22 protein-coding genes are annotated in these 22,126 nt (G+C 66.8%); 14 read left to right on the top strand and 8 right to left on the bottom strand.

Annotated elements, in window-relative coordinates:
• From J2T23_RS06585 to J2T23_RS06560, 6 genes are read left to right on the top strand one after another with little or no spacing between them, the layout of a single operon-like run.
• Window positions 1–2,139 (top strand): dipeptide/oligopeptide/nickel ABC transporter permease/ATP-binding protein, encoded by a 2,139-nt coding sequence (locus J2T23_RS06585; protein ID WP_307358255.1) that lies wholly within the window; start codon window positions 1–3, stop codon window positions 2,137–2,139.
• Window positions 2,136–2,942, top strand: a complete 807-nt coding sequence (locus tag J2T23_RS06580) for an ATP-binding cassette domain-containing protein (RefSeq protein WP_141159227.1) — start codon at window positions 2,136–2,138, stop codon at window positions 2,940–2,942. The genes J2T23_RS06585 and J2T23_RS06580 overlap by 4 nt, the downstream gene beginning before the upstream one ends.
• Window positions 2,943–2,988: 46 nt before the next feature.
• Window positions 2,989–3,918 carry a dihydrodipicolinate synthase family protein gene (locus J2T23_RS06575; RefSeq protein WP_307358252.1) on the top strand — a complete coding sequence of 310 codons (930 nt, stop codon included), beginning with the start codon at window positions 2,989–2,991 and terminating at the stop codon, window positions 3,916–3,918.
• 8 nt (window positions 3,919–3,926) lie between these two features.
• Window positions 3,927–4,874 carry an ROK family protein gene (locus J2T23_RS06570; RefSeq protein WP_307358250.1) on the top strand — a complete coding sequence of 316 codons (948 nt, stop codon included), beginning with the start codon at window positions 3,927–3,929 and terminating at the stop codon, window positions 4,872–4,874.
• Between the two features lie 51 nt (window positions 4,875–4,925).
• Window positions 4,926–5,609, top strand: coding sequence for an N-acetylmannosamine-6-phosphate 2-epimerase (locus J2T23_RS06565; RefSeq protein WP_307358247.1), 684 nt, complete (start codon window positions 4,926–4,928; stop codon window positions 5,607–5,609).
• Window positions 5,606–6,817, top strand: a complete 1,212-nt coding sequence (locus J2T23_RS06560) for an N-acetylglucosamine-6-phosphate deacetylase (RefSeq protein WP_307358244.1) — start codon at window positions 5,606–5,608, stop codon at window positions 6,815–6,817. The genes J2T23_RS06565 and J2T23_RS06560 overlap by 4 nt, the downstream gene beginning before the upstream one ends.
• A 26-nt stretch (window positions 6,818–6,843) precedes the next feature.
• Here the strand turns inward: J2T23_RS06560 and J2T23_RS06555 are convergent, their stop codons facing one another.
• The 3 genes from J2T23_RS06555 to J2T23_RS06545 all read right to left on the bottom strand — a co-directional run bounded on the left by J2T23_RS06555 (window position 6,844) and on the right by J2T23_RS06545 (window position 9,213).
• Window positions 6,844–7,368: a YbhB/YbcL family Raf kinase inhibitor-like protein gene (locus tag J2T23_RS06555; protein WP_307358241.1), complete on the bottom strand. Its 525-nt coding sequence runs from the start codon at window positions 7,366–7,368 to the stop codon at window positions 6,844–6,846.
• Window positions 7,369–7,598: 230 nt separating this feature from the next.
• Window positions 7,599–8,366, bottom strand: a complete 768-nt coding sequence (locus tag J2T23_RS06550; protein ID WP_307358239.1) for a glucosamine-6-phosphate deaminase — start codon at window positions 8,364–8,366, stop codon at window positions 7,599–7,601.
• Between the two features lie 115 nt (window positions 8,367–8,481).
• Window positions 8,482–9,213, bottom strand: a complete 732-nt coding sequence (locus J2T23_RS06545; RefSeq protein WP_141159220.1) for a FadR/GntR family transcriptional regulator — start codon at window positions 9,211–9,213, stop codon at window positions 8,482–8,484.
• A gap of 260 nt (window positions 9,214–9,473) precedes the next feature.
• Between J2T23_RS06545 and J2T23_RS06540 the strand changes: the two genes are divergently transcribed.
• Window positions 9,474–9,950 (top strand): sensor histidine kinase, encoded by a 477-nt coding sequence (locus J2T23_RS06540; protein WP_141159219.1) that lies wholly within the window; start codon window positions 9,474–9,476, stop codon window positions 9,948–9,950.
• A 102-nt stretch (window positions 9,951–10,052) separates the two neighbouring features.
• Here J2T23_RS06540 and J2T23_RS06535 read toward each other — a convergent pair whose 3' ends face one another.
• Window positions 10,053–10,664: an NADPH-dependent FMN reductase gene (locus tag J2T23_RS06535; protein WP_141159218.1), complete on the bottom strand. Its 612-nt coding sequence runs from the start codon at window positions 10,662–10,664 to the stop codon at window positions 10,053–10,055.
• 309 nt (window positions 10,665–10,973) lie between these two features.
• Here J2T23_RS06535 and J2T23_RS06530 point away from each other — a divergent pair, with 309 nt between their 5' ends.
• Together J2T23_RS06530 and J2T23_RS06525 are read left to right on the top strand one after the other, a co-directional pair.
• On the top strand, window positions 10,974–13,616 hold the full coding sequence (locus J2T23_RS06530) for an exo-rhamnogalacturonan lyase family protein (RefSeq protein WP_307358236.1): 2,643 nt from the start codon (window positions 10,974–10,976) through the stop codon (window positions 13,614–13,616).
• A 176-nt stretch (window positions 13,617–13,792) separates the two neighbouring features.
• Window positions 13,793–14,761, top strand: coding sequence for an SRPBCC family protein (locus J2T23_RS06525; RefSeq protein WP_141159216.1), 969 nt, complete (start codon window positions 13,793–13,795; stop codon window positions 14,759–14,761).
• A 78-nt stretch (window positions 14,762–14,839) separates the two neighbouring features.
• Here the strand turns inward: J2T23_RS06525 and J2T23_RS06520 are convergent, their stop codons facing one another.
• A complete protein-coding gene (locus tag J2T23_RS06520; protein ID WP_307358233.1) occupies window positions 14,840–15,319 on the bottom strand; it encodes an Lrp/AsnC family transcriptional regulator in 480 nt (159 codons plus the stop codon).
• 83 nt (window positions 15,320–15,402) lie between these two features.
• Here J2T23_RS06520 and hisC point away from each other — a divergent pair, with 83 nt between their 5' ends.
• From hisC to J2T23_RS06505, 3 genes are all read left to right on the top strand, one after another.
• On the top strand, window positions 15,403–16,506 hold the full coding sequence (gene hisC, locus J2T23_RS06515; RefSeq protein WP_307358231.1) for a histidinol-phosphate transaminase: 1,104 nt from the start codon (window positions 15,403–15,405) through the stop codon (window positions 16,504–16,506).
• A gap of 107 nt (window positions 16,507–16,613) precedes the next feature.
• Window positions 16,614–17,192 (top strand): YitT family protein, encoded by a 579-nt coding sequence (locus J2T23_RS06510; RefSeq protein WP_307358437.1) that lies wholly within the window; start codon window positions 16,614–16,616, stop codon window positions 17,190–17,192.
• A gap of 81 nt (window positions 17,193–17,273) precedes the next feature.
• A complete protein-coding gene (locus tag J2T23_RS06505) occupies window positions 17,274–17,915 on the top strand; it encodes an NADPH-dependent F420 reductase (RefSeq protein WP_307358229.1) in 642 nt (213 codons plus the stop codon).
• Window positions 17,916–17,999: 84 nt separating this feature from the next.
• Here the strand turns inward: J2T23_RS06505 and J2T23_RS06500 are convergent, their stop codons facing one another.
• The gene (locus tag J2T23_RS06500; protein WP_307358226.1) at window positions 18,000–18,914 is read right to left on the bottom strand and encodes an SMP-30/gluconolactonase/LRE family protein; all 915 of its coding nucleotides are present in this window, start codon (window positions 18,912–18,914) and stop codon (window positions 18,000–18,002) included.
• A gap of 158 nt (window positions 18,915–19,072) precedes the next feature.
• Between J2T23_RS06500 and J2T23_RS06495 the strand changes: the two genes are divergently transcribed.
• Complete coding sequence (locus J2T23_RS06495) at window positions 19,073–19,426, top strand: hypothetical protein (RefSeq protein ID WP_141159211.1); 354 nt, start codon at window positions 19,073–19,075, stop codon at window positions 19,424–19,426.
• A 44-nt stretch (window positions 19,427–19,470) separates the two neighbouring features.
• On the opposite strand, the gene J2T23_RS06490 is transcribed toward J2T23_RS06495, so the two are convergent.
• Both J2T23_RS06490 and J2T23_RS06485 read right to left on the bottom strand, forming a co-directional pair.
• Window positions 19,471–20,403: a threonine/serine dehydratase gene (locus J2T23_RS06490; RefSeq protein WP_307358224.1), complete on the bottom strand. Its 933-nt coding sequence runs from the start codon at window positions 20,401–20,403 to the stop codon at window positions 19,471–19,473.
• Between the two features lie 2 nt (window positions 20,404–20,405).
• Window positions 20,406–20,669, bottom strand: a complete 264-nt coding sequence (locus J2T23_RS06485) for a hypothetical protein (RefSeq protein ID WP_141182552.1) — start codon at window positions 20,667–20,669, stop codon at window positions 20,406–20,408.
• A 200-nt stretch (window positions 20,670–20,869) separates the two neighbouring features.
• Between J2T23_RS06485 and J2T23_RS06480 the strand changes: the two genes are divergently transcribed.
• A complete protein-coding gene (locus tag J2T23_RS06480; RefSeq protein ID WP_141182553.1) occupies window positions 20,870–22,126 on the top strand; it encodes an SLC13 family permease in 1,257 nt (418 codons plus the stop codon).

Genomic DNA, 22,126 nt, shown 5'->3' with positions numbered 1-22,126 from the left:
ATGCGCAGCAAACTCGCTGAACGTCTGAGCGCCCCCGGCCTCCGCCTCAAGGCCCTGCCCTGGGGCTCCCGGCTGGCCCTCGCCTTCCTGGTGGTGATCGCCCTCGCCGCCGTCTTCGCCCCGGTCCTGGCACCGCACGATCCGCTGGAAACCTTCATGCCCGCCACTCCCCCGGGCGCCGAGCACTTCTTTGGCACCGACCGGCTGGGCCGCGACATCTTCTCCCGCCTGCTCTTCGGATCGCAGTCATCGCTCATGATCGGCCTCGGCGCCGTAGGCCTGGCAGTCCTGGCGGGTGCCCTCCTGGGGTCACTGGCGGCCACCTCCAGCAAGGCCGTCAACGAACTTCTCATGCGCCTGATGGACATCCTGATGGCCTTCCCCGGCATCGCCCTGGCCGCGGTGCTGCTGGCGGCCTTCGGCAACTCGGTGCCCACCATCATCATTGCCATCGCCATCATCTACACCCCGCAGCTCGCCCGGGTGGTCCGCGCCAACGTGCTGTCCCAGTACGGCGAGGACTATGTCCGTGCCGAACGGGTCATCGGCGCCGGCCGGTTCTACATCCTGGTCAAGCACATCGTGCGCAACACCGCGGCCCCCGTCCTGGTGTTCGCCACGGTGATGGTGGCGGACGCCATCATCCTCGAGGCCTCTTTGTCCTTCCTGGGCGCCGGCGTCCAGGATCCCGCCCCGTCCTGGGGCAACGTGATCTCCTATGGCCGCAACCTCGTGCTGTCCGGCGGCTGGTGGGCCACCACCTTCGCCGGCCTCACCATCCTCCTCACCGTCCTGGCGCTGAACATCCTCGCTGAGGGACTCACTGACGCCATGGTCAACCCCCGGCTGCGGCGCGCGCCGGCGGTGAAGGACGACGACGGTGCTGCCGCTTCGGTGGCCGGCGCCGCCGTCACCGGCTCCGCGGTGGACACGGAAGTGGCTACCTCAGTCGCCCAGCCGTCGGTCGTGGAACAGCACGAACTCGACGGCGTCCGCGAGGCAACAGCTGCGAATGCGGGCGAGCGCGAGCTGGCCCATTCCGCCCTCCTGACCGACCGCCGCGTGGCGGCGGCCAACCCGCACGCCCTGCTGGACCGTGAGCTGGAACTGCTCGCCGCCGTCGAGGCCACCCGCACGGACCGGCTCCCCCAGGTCTCCGCGGACGCCCGGACCGTCCTCGAGGTCAAGAACCTCTCCATCCGGTTCCCCGGCCGGTTTGGCGAGACCGCCATCGTGGACGACGTCTCCTTCACTGTCCGCGAAGGCGAAACCATGGGCCTGGTGGGCGAATCCGGTTGCGGGAAGTCCATCACGTCGCTGGCCGTCATGGGGCTGCTGCCGAAGACGGCACGGATCACCGGTTCCATCCGTTTCGACGGCAAGGAACTGCTGGACCCGGACGCAAGCCACAGCAACGCCAAGGCCTACCAGGGCCTGCGCGGCGAGCAGATCGCCATGGTCTACCAGGACGCGCTCAGCTCGCTGAACCCGTCCATGAAGATCAAGGACCAGATGCTGCAGCTGACCCGCCGCGGCGGCCGGAAGACCCCGGCCGAGCTGCTGGAAATGGTGAAACTCGATCCCGTCCGCACCCTGGCCAGCTACCCCCACGAGTTGTCCGGCGGGCAGCGGCAGCGCGTGCTGATCGCCATGGCCTTGTCCCGTTCACCCAAGATCGTGGTGGCGGATGAGCCCACCACTGCCCTGGACGTCACCGTCCAGAAGCAGGTGGTGGACCTGCTCAACGAACTGCGCGAGCAGCTGGGATTCGCCATGGTGTTCGTCAGCCACGACCTCGCACTGGTGGCCTCCCTGGCGCACCGCATCACGGTCATGTACGCCGGCCAGGTAGTGGAATCCGCCCAGGCCTCCGAGCTGCTGCGGAACCCGAAGCACGAATACACCCGTGGCCTGCTGGGCGCAGTGTTGTCCATCGAGGCAGACGCCGCCCGCCTGCACCAGATCTCGGGCACAGTGCCGTCGCCGACGGACTTCGCCCCCGGGGACCGATTCGCGCCCCGCTCCCTGCGCAGCGACGCCGACCCCAACCAGCAGCTGGTCCTCACCGCCGTGGCTTCGGCAAACGGCGGCGACTCGGACCACTTCTGGGCCAGCCACCTGAAGGAGGACGCCAAGTGAGCGCATCCACCGGTTCGCCGGTCATCGAACTCAGGGACGTCAAAGTCCACCATCGCACCCGCACAGGCGGGCTGTTCCGTCCCGGGACCGTCAAGGCCGTCAACGGTGTGGATTTCACCATCAGCCGTGGGGAAACCGTGGGCATCGTGGGTGAATCCGGCTGCGGCAAGTCCACCCTCGCGTCGGTACTGGTGGGCCTCCAGGCCCCCACGTCAGGGCAGGTCCTGTTCCACGGCAAGCCCGCCATCAAGCGGAACGCCGCCATGCGGAAGGAGTTCGGCCGCTCCGTGTCCGTGGTGTTCCAGGACCCGGCCACCGCGCTGAACCCGCGAATGACCATCCAGGACATCCTCACCGATCCGCTGCAGGTGCACGGCATCGGCAACGCCGCCAGCCGGGCTGCCAAGGTCCGGGAACTCCTCGCGCTGGTAGGCCTGCCCGCCTCAGCGGCGGAAGTGACGCCGTCGCAGGTGTCCGGTGGGCAGCGGCAGCGCGTGGCGATCGCCAGGGCCCTGGCACTGGATCCGGACATTATCGTCGCGGACGAGCCGACATCGGCCCTGGACGTCTCCGTCCGCGCGCAAGTCCTGAACCTCCTCTCCGACCTGAAGACCCAGCTGGACCTGGGGATGGTGTTTATCTCCCACGACATCCAGACCGTCCGCTACGTTTCCGACCGGATCTGCGTCATGTACTTCGGCGAAATCGTGGAGGAAGGACCCGCAGCCCAAGTGTTCGACAACCCCACCAACGACTACACCCGCAAGCTCCTCGGCGCAGCCCCCAGCCTGCTGCACACCTAGACCACCCATCCTTCTCTTCTACCAACCCAGTTATCGGAGTTTTCCCGTGTCTTCCCAGTTCTCCGGCGTCATCCCGCCCGTCGTCACCCCCCGCCACGCAGACGGCAGCATCGACACCGCGTCCCTGCACAACCTCACCAACCACCTGCTCGACGGCGGCGTGTCAGGGCTGTTCGTCCTCGGTTCCTCCGCCGAGGTGCCCTACATGACCAACGCCGAGCGCGACCTGGTTGTCAGCACCATCGCCGAAGCCAACGCCGCAGCCGGCGCCAAGGCAGTTCCGCTGATCGTGGGCGCCAACGAGCAGACCACCAACCGGGTCATCGACGAGGCCAAGCGCGTGATCGACCTCGGGGCCGACGCCATCGTGGCCACCTCCATGTACTACGCAATTGGCAACGCCGATGAGACCGAGACCCACTTCCGCAGCATCCACGCTGCCGTCGACGTTCCGGTTTTCGCCTACGACGTGCCGGTCCGCACCCACTACAAGCTGCCCACCGATCTTCTGGTTCGGCTGGGCCGCGAGGGCGTCATCGCGGGCGTCAAAGACTCTTCCGGTGACGACGTTGCCTTCCGCCAGCTCCTGCTCGCAGCCCGGGACATCGACAACTTCGACATCTTCACCGGCCACGAGGTAGTGGTGGACGGTGCGCTCCTGGGCGGCGCCCAGGGTGTAGTTCCCGGCCTGGGCAACGTCGACCCAGCAGGCTACCGCAAGCTGGTGGATGCGGCCGAAGCCGGGGACTGGGCAAAGGCCGCGGCCGAACAGGACCGCCTGGCGGACCTCTTCGAGATCGTCTACACCCCCAACGGACGAGTCTCCGGAGGGGCGGCCGGGTTGGGTGCCTTCAAGACGGCGCTGCAGATCATGGGCGTCATTGAAACCAACACCATGAGCGCACCCATGCAGGCGTTGAACGAAGAAGAGACCACCGCGATCAAGGTCATCCTCGAACGCAACGGCCTCGTCTAGGCATCCCGATGATGTATGCAGTTGGTGTTGACCTTGGGGGTACCAAGACCGCTGCCGGAGTGGTTTCGGCCGACGGGGAGGTGCTGTTTTCGGACACGGTTCCCACACTGAGCCGCGACGGCGGGGAGGCCATTCTCGACGCTACGGCCAAACTTGCCGCCGGACTGATCAAGAAGGCGGCCGACGACGGGATCACCGTTGAGCGCGTAGGCGTCGGTTCCGCCGGGGTCATCGATGCCGGGCGCGGCGTGGTGGTGTCCGCCACCGATGCCATCCGCGGCTGGGCCGGGACGGCACTCACCGCGGGCCTGGCCACACGGCTGGGCCTGCCGGCGTCGTCCGTCCGGGCGGTGAACGATGTCCACGCCCACGCACTTGGCGAGGCGTGGGCTGGAGCCGCGGCGGGAACCGCAAGCTCACTCCTGGTGGCCTTCGGCACGGGCGTGGGCGGCAGTTTCGTGCTCGGCGGACGCCCGCTGTTGGGGCAGCGCCATGCGGGAGGACACGTGGGTCATTTCGCGTCGCCCTACGCGTTCCACGAGGGCACCGCCATCCCGTGCGTCTGCGGCGGAGCCGGGCACGTCGAGGCCGTTGCCTCGGGACCCGCCATCCGCGAGGCGTACCTGCGGCTGGGCGGCACGGAGCCTGTCACGGACGCCCGTGCCGTCTTTGCCCTCGCCGGCCGAAGCGATGCCGCCGCCATCCGGGCCGTAGGAATCGGCGCCGGAGCTGCCGGGCAGGCCATGGGCGGCCTGGCCAACATCCTGGACCCCGAGGTGGTAGTTGTCACGGGCGGACTTTCCGACGCCGGCGCCCCCTGGTGGCGGCCGATGGAACGGGCCCTCCGCGCCGAACTCCTGCCTGCCCTGGCCGGGCTCCCCGTCCTTCCGGCTACACTCGGCAGCGCAGCCGCTCTGGTGGGCGCGGCACGGCTGGTCCTCCTTCCGCCCGCCTGAAACGTCCTCACACGTACCCGCCCAACCGCCACACTTCCAGAGGAACCCGTTATGCTCCTGACCCCCGAAGCCCTCGAATCCCTGCGCGGACGGCTCATCGTGTCCTGCCAGGCGTATCCGGGTGAGCCGATGCGTGATCCCCGGACCACAGCGCAGGTGGCCGCTTCAGCAGTGGTTGGCGGCGCAGCGGCAGTCCGGGTGCAAGGCCTCGCCGATGTGCAACACACCCGCTCCGCCGTCGAGGTGCCGCTCATCGGGCTCTGGAAGGACGGGCACGACGGCGTGTTCATCACCCCAACGCTCCGGCACGCTGTGGCGGTGGCCAACTCCGGGGCCCATGTAGTGGCAATCGATGGAACCCGCCGGGACCGGCCGGACGGCCTTACCCTGGCGCAGACGGTAGCCGGCATCCATGCAGAGTCCCACGCCCTTGTCATGGCCGACTGCGGCTCGTTCCAGGACGCAGCTGCCGCCGTCGAGGCCGGGGCCAACCTGGTGGGCACGACGCTGGCCGGGTACACCGGTGAGCGGCCCAAAACCTCCGGCCCGGACCTGGACCTGCTGGAGGAGATCGCCGCGGCCGGCTTTGGTGTCCCCCTGATTGCCGAGGGCCGCATCCATTCCCCCGCCCAGGCCCGGCTGGCTTTGGACGCCGGCGCTTTCGCCGTGGTGGTGGGAACGGCGATCACCCACCCCGCCACCATTGCCGGCTGGTTTGTGGACGCGCTGGCATGACGGCTCCTGACGGGCTGCTGCTCACCGGAACGCTCCTGACGGATGGCACCACCGTGCCGGACGCCGCCGTCGCGGTTGTAAATGGACGGATCGCTTATGCGGGTCCGCGGACCGGACTTGCCACTGCGTCGCTGCCATCGTTGCCTGAACGTGCGCTGCCTTCCGGGAACATGATCCTCCCGGGACTGATCGATCTGCACTGCCACGGAGCGGCCGGCGGGGACTTCCCCGGCGGTGAACTCGATGCCGCCCGTGCTGCCGCAGAATTCCTCCACCGGAGCGGCACCACCACGCTGCTGGCAAGCCTGGTCACGGCTTCCCGGGAGGACCTGTTGCGGGGCGCGGCAACGCTGCGCGTCCTCGCCGAGGAGGGCATCGTCGCCGGGATCCACGCCGAAGGCCCTTTCCTGTCGCACGCCCGTTGTGGGGCCCAGGACCCACGCTTCCTGCTGGAGCCGAGCCTCGGGTTGCTTGATGAGCTGGTCGGGGCGGCCGGCGGGCACTTGCGCACCATGACGTACGCGCCGGAACTGGCTGGGGCAGCCGACCTTGTGCAGGCCCTCGTGGCGCACGGCGTTGTTCCGTCGCTGGGGCACACGGACGCAGATGCGCGAACGACGGCGGACTCGCTCATCCTGGCAGCAGGGCTGATGGCGGCTGGACGCACCACTGGCGCGCGGCCCACGGTCACGCATCTGTTCAACGGCATGCCTCCGCTGCACCACCGGAGCCCCGGCCCGGTCGCGGCGTGCCTCCGCCTTGCCGCAGCCGGCACGGTGGCGGTGGAGTTGGTGGCCGATGCGGTGCACCTGGACCCGGAGACTGTCGGCATGGTGTTAGCCCTGGTGGGCGCAGGCAACGTGGTCCTGGTGACCGATTCCATGGCCGCCACCGGGTTGCCGGACGGCGACTACGACCTCGGACCTGCAGCCGTCCGGGTCACAAGCGGCGAGGCGCGGCTCCGCGGCAACGGCTCCCTGGCCGGCGGAACCGCAACCCTGCTGGACGTAGTACGCCGGACCATCGCCGCAGGCGTGGACGCGGCAGGGGCCGTTCTGTCCGCTACCGCCGTGCCTGCCCGGATCCTGGGACTTTCAGATGAAGTGGGCAGTCTCCGTACCGGGCTGCGCGCCGACGTCGTAGTGGTCGATGCCGGCTTCAATCCCGCGCTGGTTATTCGTCACGGAAAAGTCCTGGCGCCACAGTGAGTCTTCGAGGAAACTGATGCGGCGTTTTACGGCACCTCGAATGTGGCGGTAAGCCTGGCCCGTCCTATCGCATGGCTGAAAAGCTGGAAGCCCAGGTAGGCGGGGCTTGCATCGGCAGGGATGTCGAGTTCGTCCACATCCACTGCGTGGACCACGACGTGGTAGTGGTGGGGACCGTGCCCCGCAGGCGGAGCCGCGCCGACAAATCCCCGGAAACCGGCATCGTTCGCCAGTTGCACCGCTGGCTTGGGCAGGCCGTCCTCGGCGGCACCCGAAGGAAGCGATGTGGTGGACGCAGGCAGGTTGAAGGCTGCCCAATGCCAAAACCCACTGCCAGTGGGAGCGTCCGGGTCCAGAACCGTCACGGCAAAACTCTTTGTCTCCGGCGGGAAGCCCTCCCAGGACAGTTGTGGAGACCTGTCTTCTCCGCCGTCGATTCCCATCTTCCCGCTAGCCTGGGCAACGGGAAACGGCTGCCCGTCCCGGATGTCGGTGCTGGTCAAGGAGAACTCGGGAAGCTGGGGAAGGGCGGCGTACGGATCGTGCGACATCTCTTTGGTACCTTTCCTAGACAACGGGATTCGAATTACCGGCAAACACGATGGAAACAGGTTTACTGGTGCACACTCTAACGCCGGTTTCGGTGGATAAGCCGAAATAATCAAGTGGAAACCGGTTCAGCCCAGAACGCATGCCGGCTGTGTGGCCGGGTCCGGTACCTCCACCTGGATGTCCCGGCACACCAGGGGCCCAGAACAGCGTAAACAGTGCAGGCGGAACGTCAGACGCTGATGGCGGGGCCGGCCACGCGCACTCTAACACCGGCCTTTTCGGGCGCAAGCTGCGAGGCTGCTGATTCGTCTGCCACCACGGTGACATGCGGATGGCGCTGCAGGACTGACGCCGGGCACTCAGCGGATACAGGACCACTCAGTGCCTCGGCCAGGATCGCTGCCTTGTCCTGCCCGTGGACCACCAGGAGAAGGTGCCTGGCTTCCATGATGGTCCCCAGGCCCTGGGTGATGCACCGCTCAGGGACCTCCGACAGGGAACCAAAGTAGCGGGCGTTGGCCTCCCGGGTACGGGCGGCCAACGTCTCGACACGGGTACGGGAGTCGAGCGCTGACCCCGGCTCGTTGAAGGCGATATGTCCGTTGTGGCCAATGCCCAGCAACTGCAGGTCGATGCCGCCGGCGGCACGGATTGAAGTGTCGTACTCGACAGCTGCGCGCTCAGGGTCCTCCGCACCGCCGGCAGGCACCCGCACGTGCCCGGGGTCCAGGCCCAGGCGTTCGGTGACCTCACGACGGACAACCTCGCCGTAGCTTTCCGGATGCCCGGCCGGCAGCCCCACGTATTCGTCAAGGGCAAAGGCCCTCACGCGCGACAAATCGAGCCGGTGGCCGGCGAGGGCTGCGTAGACAGGCAGCGGGGAGCCTCCTGTGGCAACACCGAGGACCGCGTCCGGCTTGCTGCGGACGACAGCGGCAATGATCCCGGCAGCGACAGCACCAATGGCGGCGGCATCAGGGACGACGAAGATTTCCAAGGCGGGGCCTCTTTCTGGGGGTTGGACTGCAGCAGGGCATGCAGCGGCCGGGCCGGGACGGGCCAGCCCTTCATGGACATAGTGGTGGTGGCCGAAACGCCACCTCACGTGGCCGTTAGGCGGATGCCACGTCCTTGAGCTTTTGGCGGATACCGTCAAAGTGTCGCTGGAGCCGCTCGGCAGCGAGGGCTTTGTCCCTGCTGGCAACGGATTCGTAGATATCCCAATGGATACGGACCTGCTCATCAAGGTTGACCGGCCCATGGCCCAGGGCTTCATGGATCTGCCGGTATACCTGCCAAAACACGTCCATGAGGTTAATGAGGAGTTCGTTGTTCAGCGGCGCGTAGAGCTTGCGGTGGAATTCCGCATCATGCTCAGCCAAGGGCTCACCCTTCGCGGCAGCCTCCTGCATGGCCTCCATCGTCCGCCGGAGATCGGACAGGTGCTCTTCCGTCAGCAAATCGATGGCGGAGCCGATCAGACCGGACTCGAGCGCCTGGCGTACATCGATCAGCTCCATGGCTTCTTCGCCCTTGTGCCGAAGGGACAGCCGGCCGCGGAATGTCAGTCCCGACACCAGGGCGCTGAAGTTGTTCGGGGCAACGAACATGCCAAAGCCATGGCGGATTTCAATGACACCAAGGGCCTGGAGGACTTTGAGGGACTCCCGGACGGTGTTTCGTCCCACGCCGAGTTCGCCGGACAGCTCGCTCTCTGTAGGGAGGGCGTCCCCGACGTCCAGCCCGCGCTCAAGAATGAGCTCCATGATTCTGTTCTGGAGGGCGTGGGAGCGGATTTGCGCGCTGAATCTTGCGGGGGGAACCGCTGCTGATGCTACTGTCACGTCATCTCCTTCGACCGCGCCCGGCGGCGGCCTCTCGTCTGGGTTCAGTGTACAGGAGATGGGACGTCCTTCATCCGGTCATTGGTAATGAATCTTCAGGGGTTGGGTCGCAGTCCCTGGGCGCGCTGCTTCATCCTTCGGAGACCGACGCCCCCACCGCGCAGAATTGATGCGATCTTGAGGCAAACCTTGCCATCCCTAGACGTTGCAGGTCCACGCTGGAGCCAAGAGAGCAACCAGCTTGTGGGGAGCAGGAAGTCATGGCAAGCAGAGCAGCACTGGACACCGACGTCACAACCGTGGGAGGCGTGCTGACCGACCAGCAGCCCCTCGACTTCCACACGCTGGGGCTCGCCGGCTGCATTGACCGGCTGACGGCACCCCTGCGGCAGCGCGGAACCGTGGTCCACTGGGATACTCCGCACTGGGGCATTGAGATCCCGGCAGGCTCCGCATCCCTCCTGTACCAGTCCGCCCGGGAAGCCCTCAGCAACGCCTTCAAGTACTCCGCGGCGCACACGCTGACCATTCAGCTGGCGGCCGTTGACCATGGCATCAGGCTGGTGGTGGCCGACGACGGCACAGGCTTCGACAGCAGCCTCGCCACGTGCGGGCGGCACCACGGTTATGGCCTGCGGCTGATGGCCGTGGCTGTGCAGGAGGCCGGTGGCGCCATAGACATCAGCGCCTCACCCGGGAGGGGCACCAGCGTGACGGTCACGCTGCCGCTGGACTGACCCGAAGGTTCCAAACCGCAGGCGCGAGGGACGGCCTGCCCATAGACCCGGAGGCCCGCCGTTGCTGGGACGGCGGGCCTCCGTATGTCCAGGGAGAGGAACCTAGCGGGAGAGTTTTTCCGCGTCCGGCTCCAGGTCGCCAATATGGCCCGGCGCGTTGGCAGCGAGGACCCTTGCCACGAATGCCGCATATTCGTCCATGAAGTGGCCCAGGAACTTCGCGGTCGCTTCATCCTTGACCTCGCCGTCGGCGCCAAAGACATCAGGCTTGTAGCTGATGTAGGCCTCCGGGGAATTCAACTGGGGCGCATCAAGGAAGCTCAGGACGCTGCGCATGGACGACTGCATCACAGCGGTGCCGATGCTGCCGGGAGAGGCGCCGATGATGCCCGTGGGCTTGCGGGCAAATGAGTTGGTCCCCCAAGGACGCGAGCCCCAGTCAATGGCGTTCTTGAGCGCGCCGGGGATGGACCGGTTGTATTCGGGAGACACGAACAGGATGCCGTCGGCAGCCTCGATGGCTTCCTTGAGGGCGCGGCCTTCGGGCGGGAAATCGGCATCGTAGTCGTAGCTGTACAGCGGGAGGTCTTTGATGGGGATCTCGGTGAATTCGAGTTCTTCGGGGGCCAGTTTGATCAAGGCCTTTGCCAGGGTCCGGTTGATGGAGCCGCTCGCCAGGCTGCCCACGAAATATCCGATCTTGTATGTCGCCATGAGTGATCCTTTCCAACAGCCGGTCCACGCCGGCTGGCTGAGTGTGGCTGGAAATGTGCCGGCCCCGCACCGGACGGGAACGGCGGCTGGTGTTCACTGCTTCATCAGTCCAGCACATACAGGACGCCCCGGCCAGAGGGCGCACGTTGTCCTTGAGGCTCAACGGCGATGGGGATGCCCCGACAAGCCAAACCACCCCCGTCCGCGACACCCGAACCGTGGACCGCCCCTTGCGGGGATAAATCGCACCTACTAATTTGAAACGTATCAGAAAGCGTTTTCAGCGCATGCGCAACGGAATTGGATGACATGACGGACAACGTCCTTATCAGGTGGATTGACGGGCAAGCCCCCACGGAAATCAGCGGCGGGACCACGTGGGGCATGCCGTTCCCCCGCGGCTCGGTCCAGGGAACAGAGGCGCTGGCGGTGACGGATGCTGCGGGCACCCCCGTGCCCAGCCAGGCGTGGCCACTGGCCACCTGGCCTGACGGATCGCTGAAGTGGGCCGGCGTCGCTCTTCCCGCGACGGGATCGCCGTCGGACACCTACCACGTGACGGCCGACGCCGGCACAGCCAGCGCGGCCGGCCAGCCGCCGTCGGACGGCAGCTCAGTCACGGTCACCGAAAGTGCCGACGCCCTCGCCGTGGACACGGGTGCACTGCAGATGGTGATCGACCGCGTCGGCCCGTCCCTGTTCCGCAGCCTCTCCCGCCATGGTGAACCTGTTGCCCGGGACGCCCGGCTGGTCAGCTTCCTGCAGGACGGCGTGCCCGAAGGCGCCGGGACTGCCAGCCGCGACGCCTTCACCGGCGAGGTCACCGCCGTCGTCCTTGAACAAAGCGGACCCGTGCGCGCCGTGGTGCGGCTGGAAGGGCGGCACCGCCAGGACGGCGCCGGAGGCAAAGGGCGCAGCTGGCTGCCCTTCGTGGTGCGCTTCTACTTCTACGCCAACGCCCGCAGCGTGCGCATGGTGCATTCCTTTATCTGGGACGGCGACGCCGGGCGGGACTTCCTGGCCGGACTCGGGGTGCGCTTCACCGTGCCGCTGGAGGCCGAACTGCACAACCGGCACATCCGCATCGCGGGAGCCGACGGCGGGTTCCTCACCGAGGCGGTCCGCGGCCTGACCGGGCTCCGCCGGGACCCGGGCGCTGACGTACGCGGCGCCCAGGTTGCCGGACGCACCACTCCCCCGGCGGAGACGTGGAACCCTGAGGTTTCCCGCCGGCTGCACCTGATCCCCGCCTGGGGCGACTACACGCTCAGCCAACTCAGCGCCGACGGCTTTGAGCTCCGCAAGCGCACGGCAGCCGGCCATGGCTGGGTGGGAATTTCCGGCGGCACCCGCGCCGCCGGATTCTGCTCGCTCAGCGATACCCGCGGCGGGCTGGGAGTAGGGATCAAGGACTTCTGGCAATCCCACCCGGGCCAGCTGGACATCCGGGGAGCGGCCGGCAGCGAAGCCTCCCTGACGGCTTGGCTGTTCTCCCCAGAGGCCCAGCCCATGGACCTGCGGTTCTACCACGACGGCATGGGCCAGGAGACGTTTGGGGAGCAACTCGAGGGCCTCGAAATCACCTACGAGGACTACGAGCCTGGCTTCGGAAATCCCACCGGCATCGCCCGCACCCATGAATTGACGCTGTTCGCCTACGGGGCCACGCCGTCAACGGAGAGCCTGGCCGCGGACGCGGCAGCCGCCTCTACCCCGGCCCTGCTGCAGGCCACCCCGGAATACCTGCATTCTGCCGGAATCTTCGGCGACTGGTCCCCGGTGGACCGGAGCACCCCGGCCCGCGCCCGCCTCGAGGACCGCCTGGACTTCCTGTTCGATTTCTACGCCGGGCAGGTGGAGCAGCGCCGCTGGTACGGGTTCTGGAACTACGGCGACCTCATGCACACCTACGACCTCGACCGGCACGTGTGGCGGTACGACGTGGGCGGCTACGCCTGGGACAACTCCGAGCTCTCGCCGGACCTCTGGCTCTGGTACTCCTACCTGCGCTCCGGCCGGGCGGACATCTTCCGCTTCGCCGAGGCCATGACCCGGCACACCGGCGAGGTGGATGTCTACCACCTTGGCCCGTGGAAAGGCCTGGGTTCCCGGCACAACGTCCAGCACTGGGGCTGCAGCGCCAAGCAGCTGCGCATCAGCACGCCGGCCTATCGCCGCTTCTACTACTACCTGACGGCTGACGAGCGCACCGGCGACCTGCTGTCTGAACTGGTGGACAGCGACCAGAACTTCCTGGGCCTCGACCCGGTCCGGAAAGTCCGCCCCGACGCCGCAACCTACCGGCCCAACAGGGGCGCGTTGGGCGTGGGCCTCGGGACTGACTGGGGCTCGCTTGCTGCAACATGGCTCACGGACTGGGAACGCACCGGCAACCCGCGCTCACGGGACCGGCTCCTGGGCACCATGGCGGACATCGGCGCGCTCAAGTACGGGTTCCTCACCGGCGAAGCGCTGTACGACCTGGACAGGGGCAGGTTCGACACAGGCCGGGAGCAGATTTCGGTGTCACACCTCAGCGCGGTGTTCGGGCTGGTGGAGATCTGCAGTGAGCTGGTGGACCTGGTGGATGATCCGGCGTTTGAACGCGCCTGGCTGCAGTACTGCCGGCTGTTCCTTGCCAGCAAGGAGGAGCAGGTGGAGGCCGTGGGCCAGGCGCTGGAGGGCATCTACCTCACCCAGGCGCACAGCCGCCTTACCGCCTACGCTGCCGCACGGCTGCAGGATGCCGGGCTGGCGGCCCAGGCGTGGGAACACTTTGCCGGGGGCGGCGAGCACCTGAACCACGGGGCGGCGTTCTCGCTGCGGAAAATGGAGCCGCCCTTCGTCCTGCTGCCGGTTGATGAAGCGCCCACGGTCTCGACTAATGACGCGGCGCAGTTCGGTCTCGCCGTCATCCAGAACCTGGCGCTGGCGGGCCGGCACCTGGACTGACACTCATGCGTTGCACAAAACCTCGACGGCGGCACCTGGCGGGTGCCGTCGTCGTCCGTTTCCCCTCACGCCCACGTTGGACTCTGGAAACATCCGCGATCAAAAGGTATGTTACTAAGCATGCTGATGATTCTTCCCGAGTCATTGGTTTCCGGTAGCAAAGCGAAGGAGACGTTATGAGCACGAAGGTGGAAAAACGCATTCTGGTGAACGTACCGGTGAGCACCGCTTATAACCAGTGGACCCAGTTCGAGGAATTCCCGCACTTCATGGGCGGCGTCAAGAGCGTGACCCAGCTCAGTGACGACCGGCTGGAATGGGTGGCCGAGATCGGCGGCGTCCGCAGGCAATGGGAAGCCAAAATCCTGGAGCAGATCCCGGATCGGCGTGTGGCCTGGGCCGCCACCGAAGGCGCAACGAACGCCGGTGCCGTGGACTTCGAGGATGTCGGAGGCGGCCAGACCTCGCTCCGGCTGACCCTCGAATACGAGCCCGAAGGCATCGTCGAGAAGGTGGGCGACAAACTCAACGTCGTTGACCGCCAGGCCGAATCCGACCTGCAGAAGTTCAAGGCATTCATCGAAGACGAAGGCTATGCCAGCGGCGCGTGGCGCGGTTCCGTCAACGCCGGAACCACTGTGGGCACGCCCGGTGTTGAACACGCAGGCGCTTCCCGCGGCGATTCCGGCAAGGCAGGAATCTCGGGCAAGGTTGCGGCCGGCGTAGGCATCGCAGCGGCAGCAGGCGCAGCAGCGGCGATGGCTGCCGGCAGCAACAAGGACGACGCCGAAACGCGCGACGTCACGGTCACGCAGACCACGCCCGCGGTCCCGGCAGAACCGGTGGTTCCCGCAGAGCCGCTCACCACCGGCGCCACCACCGGCAGCGCCTACCCGGGCACGGGGACAACGGACACCACAACGGCAGGCACGACGTCGGGGGCCGGCTCCTCCGGTTCCGTCGCCGATCTGGGTGATGACAGGATCGGGCACGCCTTTGACCAGACCAATGGCCTGGTGGACACCACTGGCGAGTCCGACGAGACGGCTGCCGGCGAGAACCTGAGCGCCGGCGAACGGCGCGGGGACGACCGCAACGCCGACGGGGGCCTCCCGCCTGTGGGTGGCAACCTCGGCGGCCACTGACCCGGCCCCACCCAAGAACCAGCGCCGCCCGCCTTCCTCCCAGGGCGGGCGGCGCTTCCGCGCCTTCGGGTAGGTCTACTACTTTTGGGCTGCCGCTTGGAGCAGCGGCACGGTGCGGGTGGGCATGACTTCCACCAGGGACATGGCCGTACTGGTACGGACGACGCCGTCAATCGCCAGCATCGCGTTGGTGATCCTGTGCAGGTCGGCGGGGTCCCTTGCGGCCACCTTTGCGAGCAGGTCCGCATCCCCGGTGGTGGCGTGCATTTCGATGATCTCGGGGATGGTCTGCAGCGCCGCCACCGCAAGGTCGCTGGAGGACTGGCTGATGGAGATCGAGATAAAGGCGATGAGCGGCAGGCCAAGGGCCTCGGTCCGGACCCGCTGGCTGAAGGGCGCCAGGCTGCCGTCGTTGACCAACCGTCGGAGCCGGGCGTGCACGGTATTGCGGGCCACGCCCAGCGTCCGGGAGAGGGACAGGACGGTAGCCTGCGGGTCCCGGTCGAGTGTGAGGAGGATCTCTGCGTCCAGGGCATCAATAAGGTGCATATTGAGCATTTTGCCATCTGGCTGACCTCCAACCACAGGATCTGTCCTGTGGGATCCTGCCCTGTTGCGCAGACGTCCTGAAATCGCTGATCATGCTGTCCATGACCAGCACCCTTCCCGAAGCCACGGCACCGACGGTCCGCGCCGCCGTCGCCCAGCTGCCCGCCTACGTGGCAGGCAGGAGCGCCCAGTCGGCCCTGACCGCCGCCCTGGCCTCGAACGAAAGCCACTTCACCCCCCTGCCCTCCGTCGTCGACGCGATTGCTGCGGAGGCCGGCAGGATCCACCGGTACCCCAGCATGGGCGCAGTGGAGGCACGGGAAGCGATCGCCGCGCACTTCGGCGTCAATGCTGACGAGGTTGCCGCCGGACCGGGAAGCTCCGGGGTGCTGCAGCAGGTCATCTCGGCCGTCTGCGGACACGGCGACGAGGTGGTGTTCGCCTGGCGCTCGTTCGAGGCCTATCCCATCCTGGTGGCGGTGGCCGGCGCCGTATCGGTCCCCGTCCCGCTGCTGGCGGACGAACACCACGACCTTCCCGCCATGGCTGACGCCATCACTGAGCGCACCCGGCTGGTCATCCTGTGCTCGCCAAACAACCCTACCGGCGTGTCCATCAGCCCGGAGGCACTGGAGGCATTCCTCCAGGCCGTTCCGCCACGTGTGCTGGTGGTCCTGGACGAGGCCTACATCGAGTTCCAGCGCGGCAACGGCATCGACTCCCTGGACTTTTACCGCCGCTACCCCAACCTGTGCATCCTGCGCACCTTCTCCAAGGCATACGGGCTGGCAGGCCTACGGATCGGCTACGCCATCGCCCGGCCGGAAATCGCCGAAGGCCTTCGGCGCACGGCCGTCCCCTTTGGCGTCAACAGGATGGCCCAGGCCGCCGCGGTGGCGTCGCTCGCTGCGGAGGACGAGGTTCTTGAGCGCACCGAGGCGGTGGCCCAGGAACGGACCCGCATGATCGGAGCCCTTCGCGGCCACGGCTGGGACGTCCCGGACAGCCAGGCCAACTTCTACTGGCTGCGCGCTTCCGACGGGCTGCGCGGGCAACTCCTCGACGCCTTGGCCCAGGCAGACATCCTGGCCCGCGGCTACGCTGCCGACGGCGTCCGGATCACACTGGCAGACAAGCCAACCAATGACCGTGTGCTTGCCGTCCTGGCGGACCGCGGAAAGTTTGCGGCCCAGTGAGCACCTCCACGGAAACACGCGCTGACGCAACCACCGCTGCCCCGGCCACGCACCCTGAAGAGCCGACGGCGGGAGGTTCCGTTCCGCCGTCGGCCGTCCGCCATTCGATGGTTGAGGACGTCCTGGGCATCCTGACGGGCACCTTCGCCGCATCGCTGGGGCTGTTCCTCCTCAAGTCGAGCGGGGCCGTCACCGGCGGAACCGCGGGCTTGGCCCTGCTGGTCAGCTACTCGGTTGCACTTCCGTTTGGTGTGATCTTCTTTGCCGTGAACCTGCCGTTCTTCGCGCTGGCCGTCTGGAAGAAAGGCTGGAACTTCGCGCTCCGCACGGGGGCCGCGATCACGCTGGTGTCCCTGATGGCCAGCGTGCACCCCGCCGCCTTTGGGTCCCTGGACCTCGACGCGGTGTATGGGGTGCTGGGCGGAAACCTGCTGGCCGGAGTCGGCCTCCTGATCCTCTTCCGGCACCAGTCAAGCCTGGGCGGTTTCAGCATCCTGGCGCTGCTCCTGCAGGACAAGTTGAACTGGCGTGCAGGATACGTGCAGATGGTCCTGGATGTGGCCATCGTCCTGGCTTCGCTGGTCCTCGTTGCACCATTGGTGGTGCTGCTGTCCGCTGCCGGCGCCACCCTGCTCAACCTCGTCCTCGCCCTCAACCACCGGCCCGGGCGCTACACGGGCAACTAGGCACCGGAAAGCAGGCACCGGCCCCTTTATTTCCCAAAAGCCGGCTGAAATATCTGCCCGGGGACCGGTGTTGGCGCCACTATGACAACAATCGGAATCATCGGTGCAGGACATATTGGAAGCCAGGTGGCACGGAAGGCCGTGGAGCAGGGCTACGACGTAGTCATCAGCAACTCCCGCGGGCCGGAAACCCTCCAGGACCTCGTGGCTGAGCTCGGCCCCAGAGCCAAGGCGGCAACGCCGGCTGAAGCCGCCGCCGCGGGCGACTTCGCCGTGGTCACGGTGCCGCTGAAGAATTACAAGGACGTCCCGGTGGAACCGCTGGCCGGCAAGATCGTGATCGACACGAACAACTACTACTGGGAGCGGGACGGCAGGATCCCCGCCCTGGACAACGGCGAAGCCACCACGTCCGGGATGCTGCAGGAGCACCTCCCACAGTCGAAGGTGGCCAAAGGTTTCAACCACATCATGGCCAAGGACATCACCACTGATGGCTCACCCGCCGGCAGCGAAAACCGGCGCGCCCTGGCCACCGCGAGCGACTACCCGGAAGCTGCCGAACTGGTGACGCGCCTGTACGACGAATTCGGATTCGACACTGTAAATGTGGGCCCGCTCTCCGAAAGCTGGCGCGTGGAACGCGACCGTCCTGCGTACGTGAAGCGGCAGAACGCCGTTGAGCTGAAGGACAACCTGGAAAAGGCTACGCGGACCATCTGACCCGTCAATCCGAAGGTTATCGATACGGGACTGGCCGGCAGTTGCAACTGCCAGCCAGTCCCTTGTTCCTGTGCTGCTTCCGGCCTACTTCCAGGCAGGAACCAGCACCACTTCGAACGGGCTGGCCGGCCGGTTGAACTGGGCGTTCACAGCGGCCACGGTATCGTCGAACTTGGCCACAGTCGTCGGAATGTCGAACGCCCCGGACTTGATCGTGTTCCTCTCATCGGCGGAGGACAAATCGCTGGAAAGATCCAAGCGCTTGATCTGGTTCAGCTGGTTCTGGACGGCCCAGACGTTATCGCCCTCCACCAGGATGCCGTCCACGAACGGAACATCGGCACCTTTAATGACGGCGCTCCTGCCGTTTTTCGGATTGACGGTATACAACGCCCCATTGCTGGTGTGCGCCACAATGAGGGTCTGGCCATCCTCAGTGGACGCAATGCCGTTCAGGTTGAATCCGGGTTGAAGGTCCGCTGCCGGCCCGCTCAGTTTCAGGGTCTTCACCTTGCCCAGCTCCCCGTGCTCCCCCACCGGCAGGAAGTAGAGTTCGGCCGCGGCAGAGTTGGTGAACCAGGCGCCGTCCGCGGTCAGTGTGACGTCGTTGATGAATCCCTCTGCCAGGTCGAAATCGGCAACGGGCTTGCCGCTCCGGGTGTTGTAGACGAATGCCTTGCCGGTGCCGCCGCCCGCCACAAACAGCAGGTCGTGGCAAGTATCAGCCTTCAGGCCCACGGCGGCACGCCCCGCAGGGGCATGGATGAATCGGGTGGCAGTACCCTTGCGGAGGTCACCGCGGAAGATGTCTCCGGTGGTCAACTCCCCGGCGTAGAAAGTCTGGCCCTCCCCTGCCGCGATGCCTTCTGCGGAGGTGGCGCCGTCGAGCACGATTTCCCCTGCTGGCGGCGCTGCTGAAGCCGGAAGGGCTGTGGGGAGAAACAGCGAAAACAGGGCGGCAAGGCCCACGGCCGCGTGGCGGCGCAGTGTCTGGCGCATGCTGGTTTCCTTATTCTGGAATGATGCGCGCGGGGCCCCATCTGCGGAAGCTCCGCACGATTGGTACAGCCATTGTAGGCGCGCGAATTGGGCATGCGAAGGCGCCGGGCTACCCAATCTGCTTACAATCGAACCCTCTGACCACTACCGAGGGACCCATGAAGAAATTCGCCACAGCCCTGTTTGCCGCCGGCCTCATTGCTTCCGCTACGGCCTGCACCGCCACACACCAACTGACCACCGCTGAGACCTGCGAGCGGATCCAGGCCGTTGTGTCGAACCCCGCCAACAACGCCGGCAAGACGGGCATGAACAACCTCGCCAACCAGATCCGCCCCATCCACGCGGTTGCCTCGGACGACCTCAAGCCTGCACTGGGCCAGATCCTGGCGTACACGGATGAACAGGCCAAGGAGAACCCGGACAAGGACAAGCTGGCCGATCTCCAGTCGGGCTACCAGGAAGCCGGCACCACCTACAGCAAGTTCTGCGGCCAGGGCGGCGCCCAGTAGCCTGCTGACCCGGCCCGGGCGCCGCGTTGGTCGCCTGGGCTGGGCTAGAGCGTAGCCGGGTCCGTGTTTGCGCCGCACAGGATGACCGCCACCCGTTCATCGCGGGCCGGCACGTAGGCTCCGGTGGTCAATGCGGCGTAGGCGGCTGCGGCGCCGTGTTCCACCACGATCCGGTAGTCGTTCCACAATGCGGAGCGGGCTGCGACGATGTCCGAGTCCGTGACCAGGACACTTTCGACGCCGCAGCGGACCGCCACTGAGAAGGCAATCCCGCCGGCACGCCGGGCGCCCAGGGAGTCGGCAGCGATGCCCGATACCGGGACGTCCACCGGCTTCCCGGCAGCCAGGGCAGCGTGCAGCGTTGGCGCGGCCCCAGGTTCCACCGCAACCACTTTGGCGGAACCTTCGACGGCGGCGGCTACCCCGGCCATCAGCCCGCCACCTCCCACTGCCACCAGGACGGTGTCCACGTCCGGCACCTGGTCCAGCAGTTCAGAGCCGACAGTTCCGGCGCCGGCAACGATTTCGGGCTGGTCGTAGGCGTGGCAGTAGACCGCGCCGGTTTCCTCGGCATGGACCACGGCGGCCTGGTAGGCGGCCGCGTATTCCGCACCACCCTGGACCACGGTGGCGCCGATCGCCTTCAGCTTGGCGACCTTGACGGCCGGCGCGGCTTCCGGAACGAACACGGTGGCCGGTACGCCCAGCTGCTTCGCTGCATACGCATTGGCCAGTCCGGCATTCCCGCCGGAGGCAACCACGATGCCCACGTCTGCCCGCAGTTCCCCGCGCTCCCGGCTGGCCAGAATCCGGTTGAAGGCGCCGCGGGCCTTGAACGTGCCCGTGTGCTGCATGAATTCGCACTTGAGCCAGACCTGGCCGTCGGCCAAGCCACGGTCCGCCGCCACGACGGGCGTCCTGCGGAGAAGGCCGGCCGTCCGCCGCTCCGCCTGGTCAATATCGGCGCGGGTGACCATGCTCAGACTTCGTCGTCCCAGGTGCCCGGTTCCTCCAGCGCCTCCTCCGGTTTATGGTCCCGGGCGGCTTCTTCGCCTCCGACGTACGACGCCGGCACGGTTCCGGGCGCGTGGGCCTGCTGTTCCTCGCGGATGTTGGCTGCCCCCGGCTGTTCGGGGTGCTGGCCGGACTGCGGAGCCCTGGTGGCTTCTCCCTTGGCTTCGTCCGGGTCGCCCGGGCCCCGAAGGTCTGCGGTGTTCTGGGGATCGTCGCTGGAAACGGTCATGGTCCTGCCTTTCACCTTGGGAACTTCCTGTTTGGCCGGGGGGAACCCGGCCCGTCCTCCAGCCTACGGTCTGGTCACCTCCCTGGCCGTTCCCGCGCGAGGTTAAATGGCGCGCCACCACGGGATTCATTGGAGGCGCGCCCGGCGAGCTGCCTCCCGGCGTCGTATCCTGCTGTGGAGCCACAGACCCGGAGCCTGACATGACTTATATCCAGATCATCCCCCTGGTGATCCTCGTGGTGATGTTCGTCGTCGCCACCAGGTGGCCACTGAACATCGGGGTGATGGGGCTGGTGGCCTCGTTCGGCGTCGGCTATTTCCTGCTGGGCTTGTCGGACAAGGAGATCCTGGCCGAATTTCCGGCCAGCATTGTCCTGACCATCATTGGGGTCACTTACTTCTTCAGCATGGCGCAGCGGAACGGCACCATCGGCATCATCGTGCAGGGCTGCGTCCGGATGGTTCGCGGAAAGACCATGCTGCTGCCGTGGGTGTTCTTCCTGATGGCCGCCGCCCTGACTTCCCTGGGCACCTTCTCACCCGCCGCCATCGCTTTGCTGGCTCCCGCGGCTATCGGTTTTGCCTACGAGTCGCGCATCCACCCCGTCATGATGGGCGCGTTCATTATCAACGGCGCCCACGCGGGCGGCTTCTCCCCGCTGTCCGTGGCCGGAGTCCTGGTGCATGACATCTCGCTGAAGAACGGTTTTCCCATCTCCCAGGGCAGCCTCTTCAGCGCCAGCTTCGCCCTTAACCTGGTCCTCTCGGTGCTCACCATTGTCCTGTTCGCCCTGTTCGGCAAACTGCGTGACGGTGCCCCCAGGCAGCATGTGGACACCGACACCCCGCCCGTCGGACGCCCCCACGGCCAGCAGATCATAACTTTGGTCCTGATTGCCGTGATGCTGGTGGCCACCCTCGGTTTCCACCTCCCCATCGGCTTCGTGGCCCTCTCAGCCGGGCTGCTGCTGGCGTTCATCAACATCCAGGAACACAAGACTTTCATCGGCGGCATCTCCTGGTCCACCGTCCTGCTGGTGGCAGGCATGATCACCTATGTCTCCCTGTTGGAGCATGTGGGGGTCATCGACACCTTGGCCCAGCAGGCCCTGGCCCTGGGCGCCCCGCTGCTGGTCGCGCTGGTCCTTTGCTACGTAATCGGCGTGGGCTCTGCCTTCGCGTCCTCCACGGCATTACTCACAGCGTTCATCCCGCTGGCCGGCCCCCTCCTGGCCACGAGCTCGCTCAGCGCCTCCGGAACCGTGGCCGCGCTGGCCATCGCGGCCACCGTCGTCGACGTCTCCCCCTTTTCCACCGATGGTGCGCTGGTGGTGGCAAACGCGCGGGACGACGACCGGCAGCGGGTCTACCGCCAGCTCATGTTCTACGCGGGCGGCGTGGTGCTGGTGGCCCCGGCGCTGGCATGGGCGCTGCTCATCCCTACCGGGATCATCTAG

Origin of the sequence: Pseudarthrobacter niigatensis, assembly GCF_030812615.1 — a bacterium.
Classification (GTDB): domain Bacteria; phylum Actinomycetota; class Actinomycetes; order Actinomycetales; family Micrococcaceae; genus Arthrobacter; species Arthrobacter niigatensis.
This window is presented reverse-complemented; position numbering and strand designations above follow the sequence as displayed.

Bases quoted from the DNA above. Each gene is read 5' to 3' on its own strand.
- J2T23_RS06585 (WP_307358255.1), top strand. From the start codon at position 1: ATGCGCAGCAAACTCGCTGAACGTCTGAGCGCCCCCGGCCTCCGCCTC.
- J2T23_RS06570 (WP_307358250.1), top strand. From the start codon at position 3,927: ATGATGTATGCAGTTGGTGTTGACCTTGGGGGTACCAAGACCGCTGCC.
- J2T23_RS06565 (WP_307358247.1), top strand. From the start codon at position 4,926: ATGCTCCTGACCCCCGAAGCCCTCGAATCCCTGCGCGGACGGCTCATC.
- J2T23_RS06560 (WP_307358244.1), top strand. From the start codon at position 5,606: ATGACGGCTCCTGACGGGCTGCTGCTCACCGGAACGCTCCTGACGGAT.
- J2T23_RS06555 (WP_307358241.1), bottom strand. From the start codon at position 7,368: ATGTCGCACGATCCGTACGCCGCCCTTCCCCAGCTTCCCGAGTTCTCC.
- J2T23_RS06540 (WP_141159219.1), top strand. From the start codon at position 9,474: ATGGCAAGCAGAGCAGCACTGGACACCGACGTCACAACCGTGGGAGGC.
- J2T23_RS06535 (WP_141159218.1), bottom strand. From the start codon at position 10,664: ATGGCGACATACAAGATCGGATATTTCGTGGGCAGCCTGGCGAGCGGC.
- J2T23_RS06530 (WP_307358236.1), top strand. From the start codon at position 10,974: ATGACGGACAACGTCCTTATCAGGTGGATTGACGGGCAAGCCCCCACG.
- J2T23_RS06525 (WP_141159216.1), top strand. From the start codon at position 13,793: ATGAGCACGAAGGTGGAAAAACGCATTCTGGTGAACGTACCGGTGAGC.
- J2T23_RS06520 (WP_307358233.1), bottom strand. From the start codon at position 15,319: ATGCTCAATATGCACCTTATTGATGCCCTGGACGCAGAGATCCTCCTC.
- hisC (WP_307358231.1), top strand. From the start codon at position 15,403: ATGCTGTCCATGACCAGCACCCTTCCCGAAGCCACGGCACCGACGGTC.
- J2T23_RS06510 (WP_307358437.1), top strand. From the start codon at position 16,614: ATGGTTGAGGACGTCCTGGGCATCCTGACGGGCACCTTCGCCGCATCG.
- J2T23_RS06505 (WP_307358229.1), top strand. From the start codon at position 17,274: ATGACAACAATCGGAATCATCGGTGCAGGACATATTGGAAGCCAGGTG.
- J2T23_RS06500 (WP_307358226.1), bottom strand. From the start codon at position 18,914: ATGCGCCAGACACTGCGCCGCCACGCGGCCGTGGGCCTTGCCGCCCTG.
- J2T23_RS06495 (WP_141159211.1), top strand. From the start codon at position 19,073: ATGAAGAAATTCGCCACAGCCCTGTTTGCCGCCGGCCTCATTGCTTCC.
- J2T23_RS06490 (WP_307358224.1), bottom strand. From the start codon at position 20,403: ATGGTCACCCGCGCCGATATTGACCAGGCGGAGCGGCGGACGGCCGGC.
- J2T23_RS06485 (WP_141182552.1), bottom strand. From the start codon at position 20,669: ATGACCGTTTCCAGCGACGATCCCCAGAACACCGCAGACCTTCGGGGC.
- J2T23_RS06480 (WP_141182553.1), top strand. From the start codon at position 20,870: ATGACTTATATCCAGATCATCCCCCTGGTGATCCTCGTGGTGATGTTC.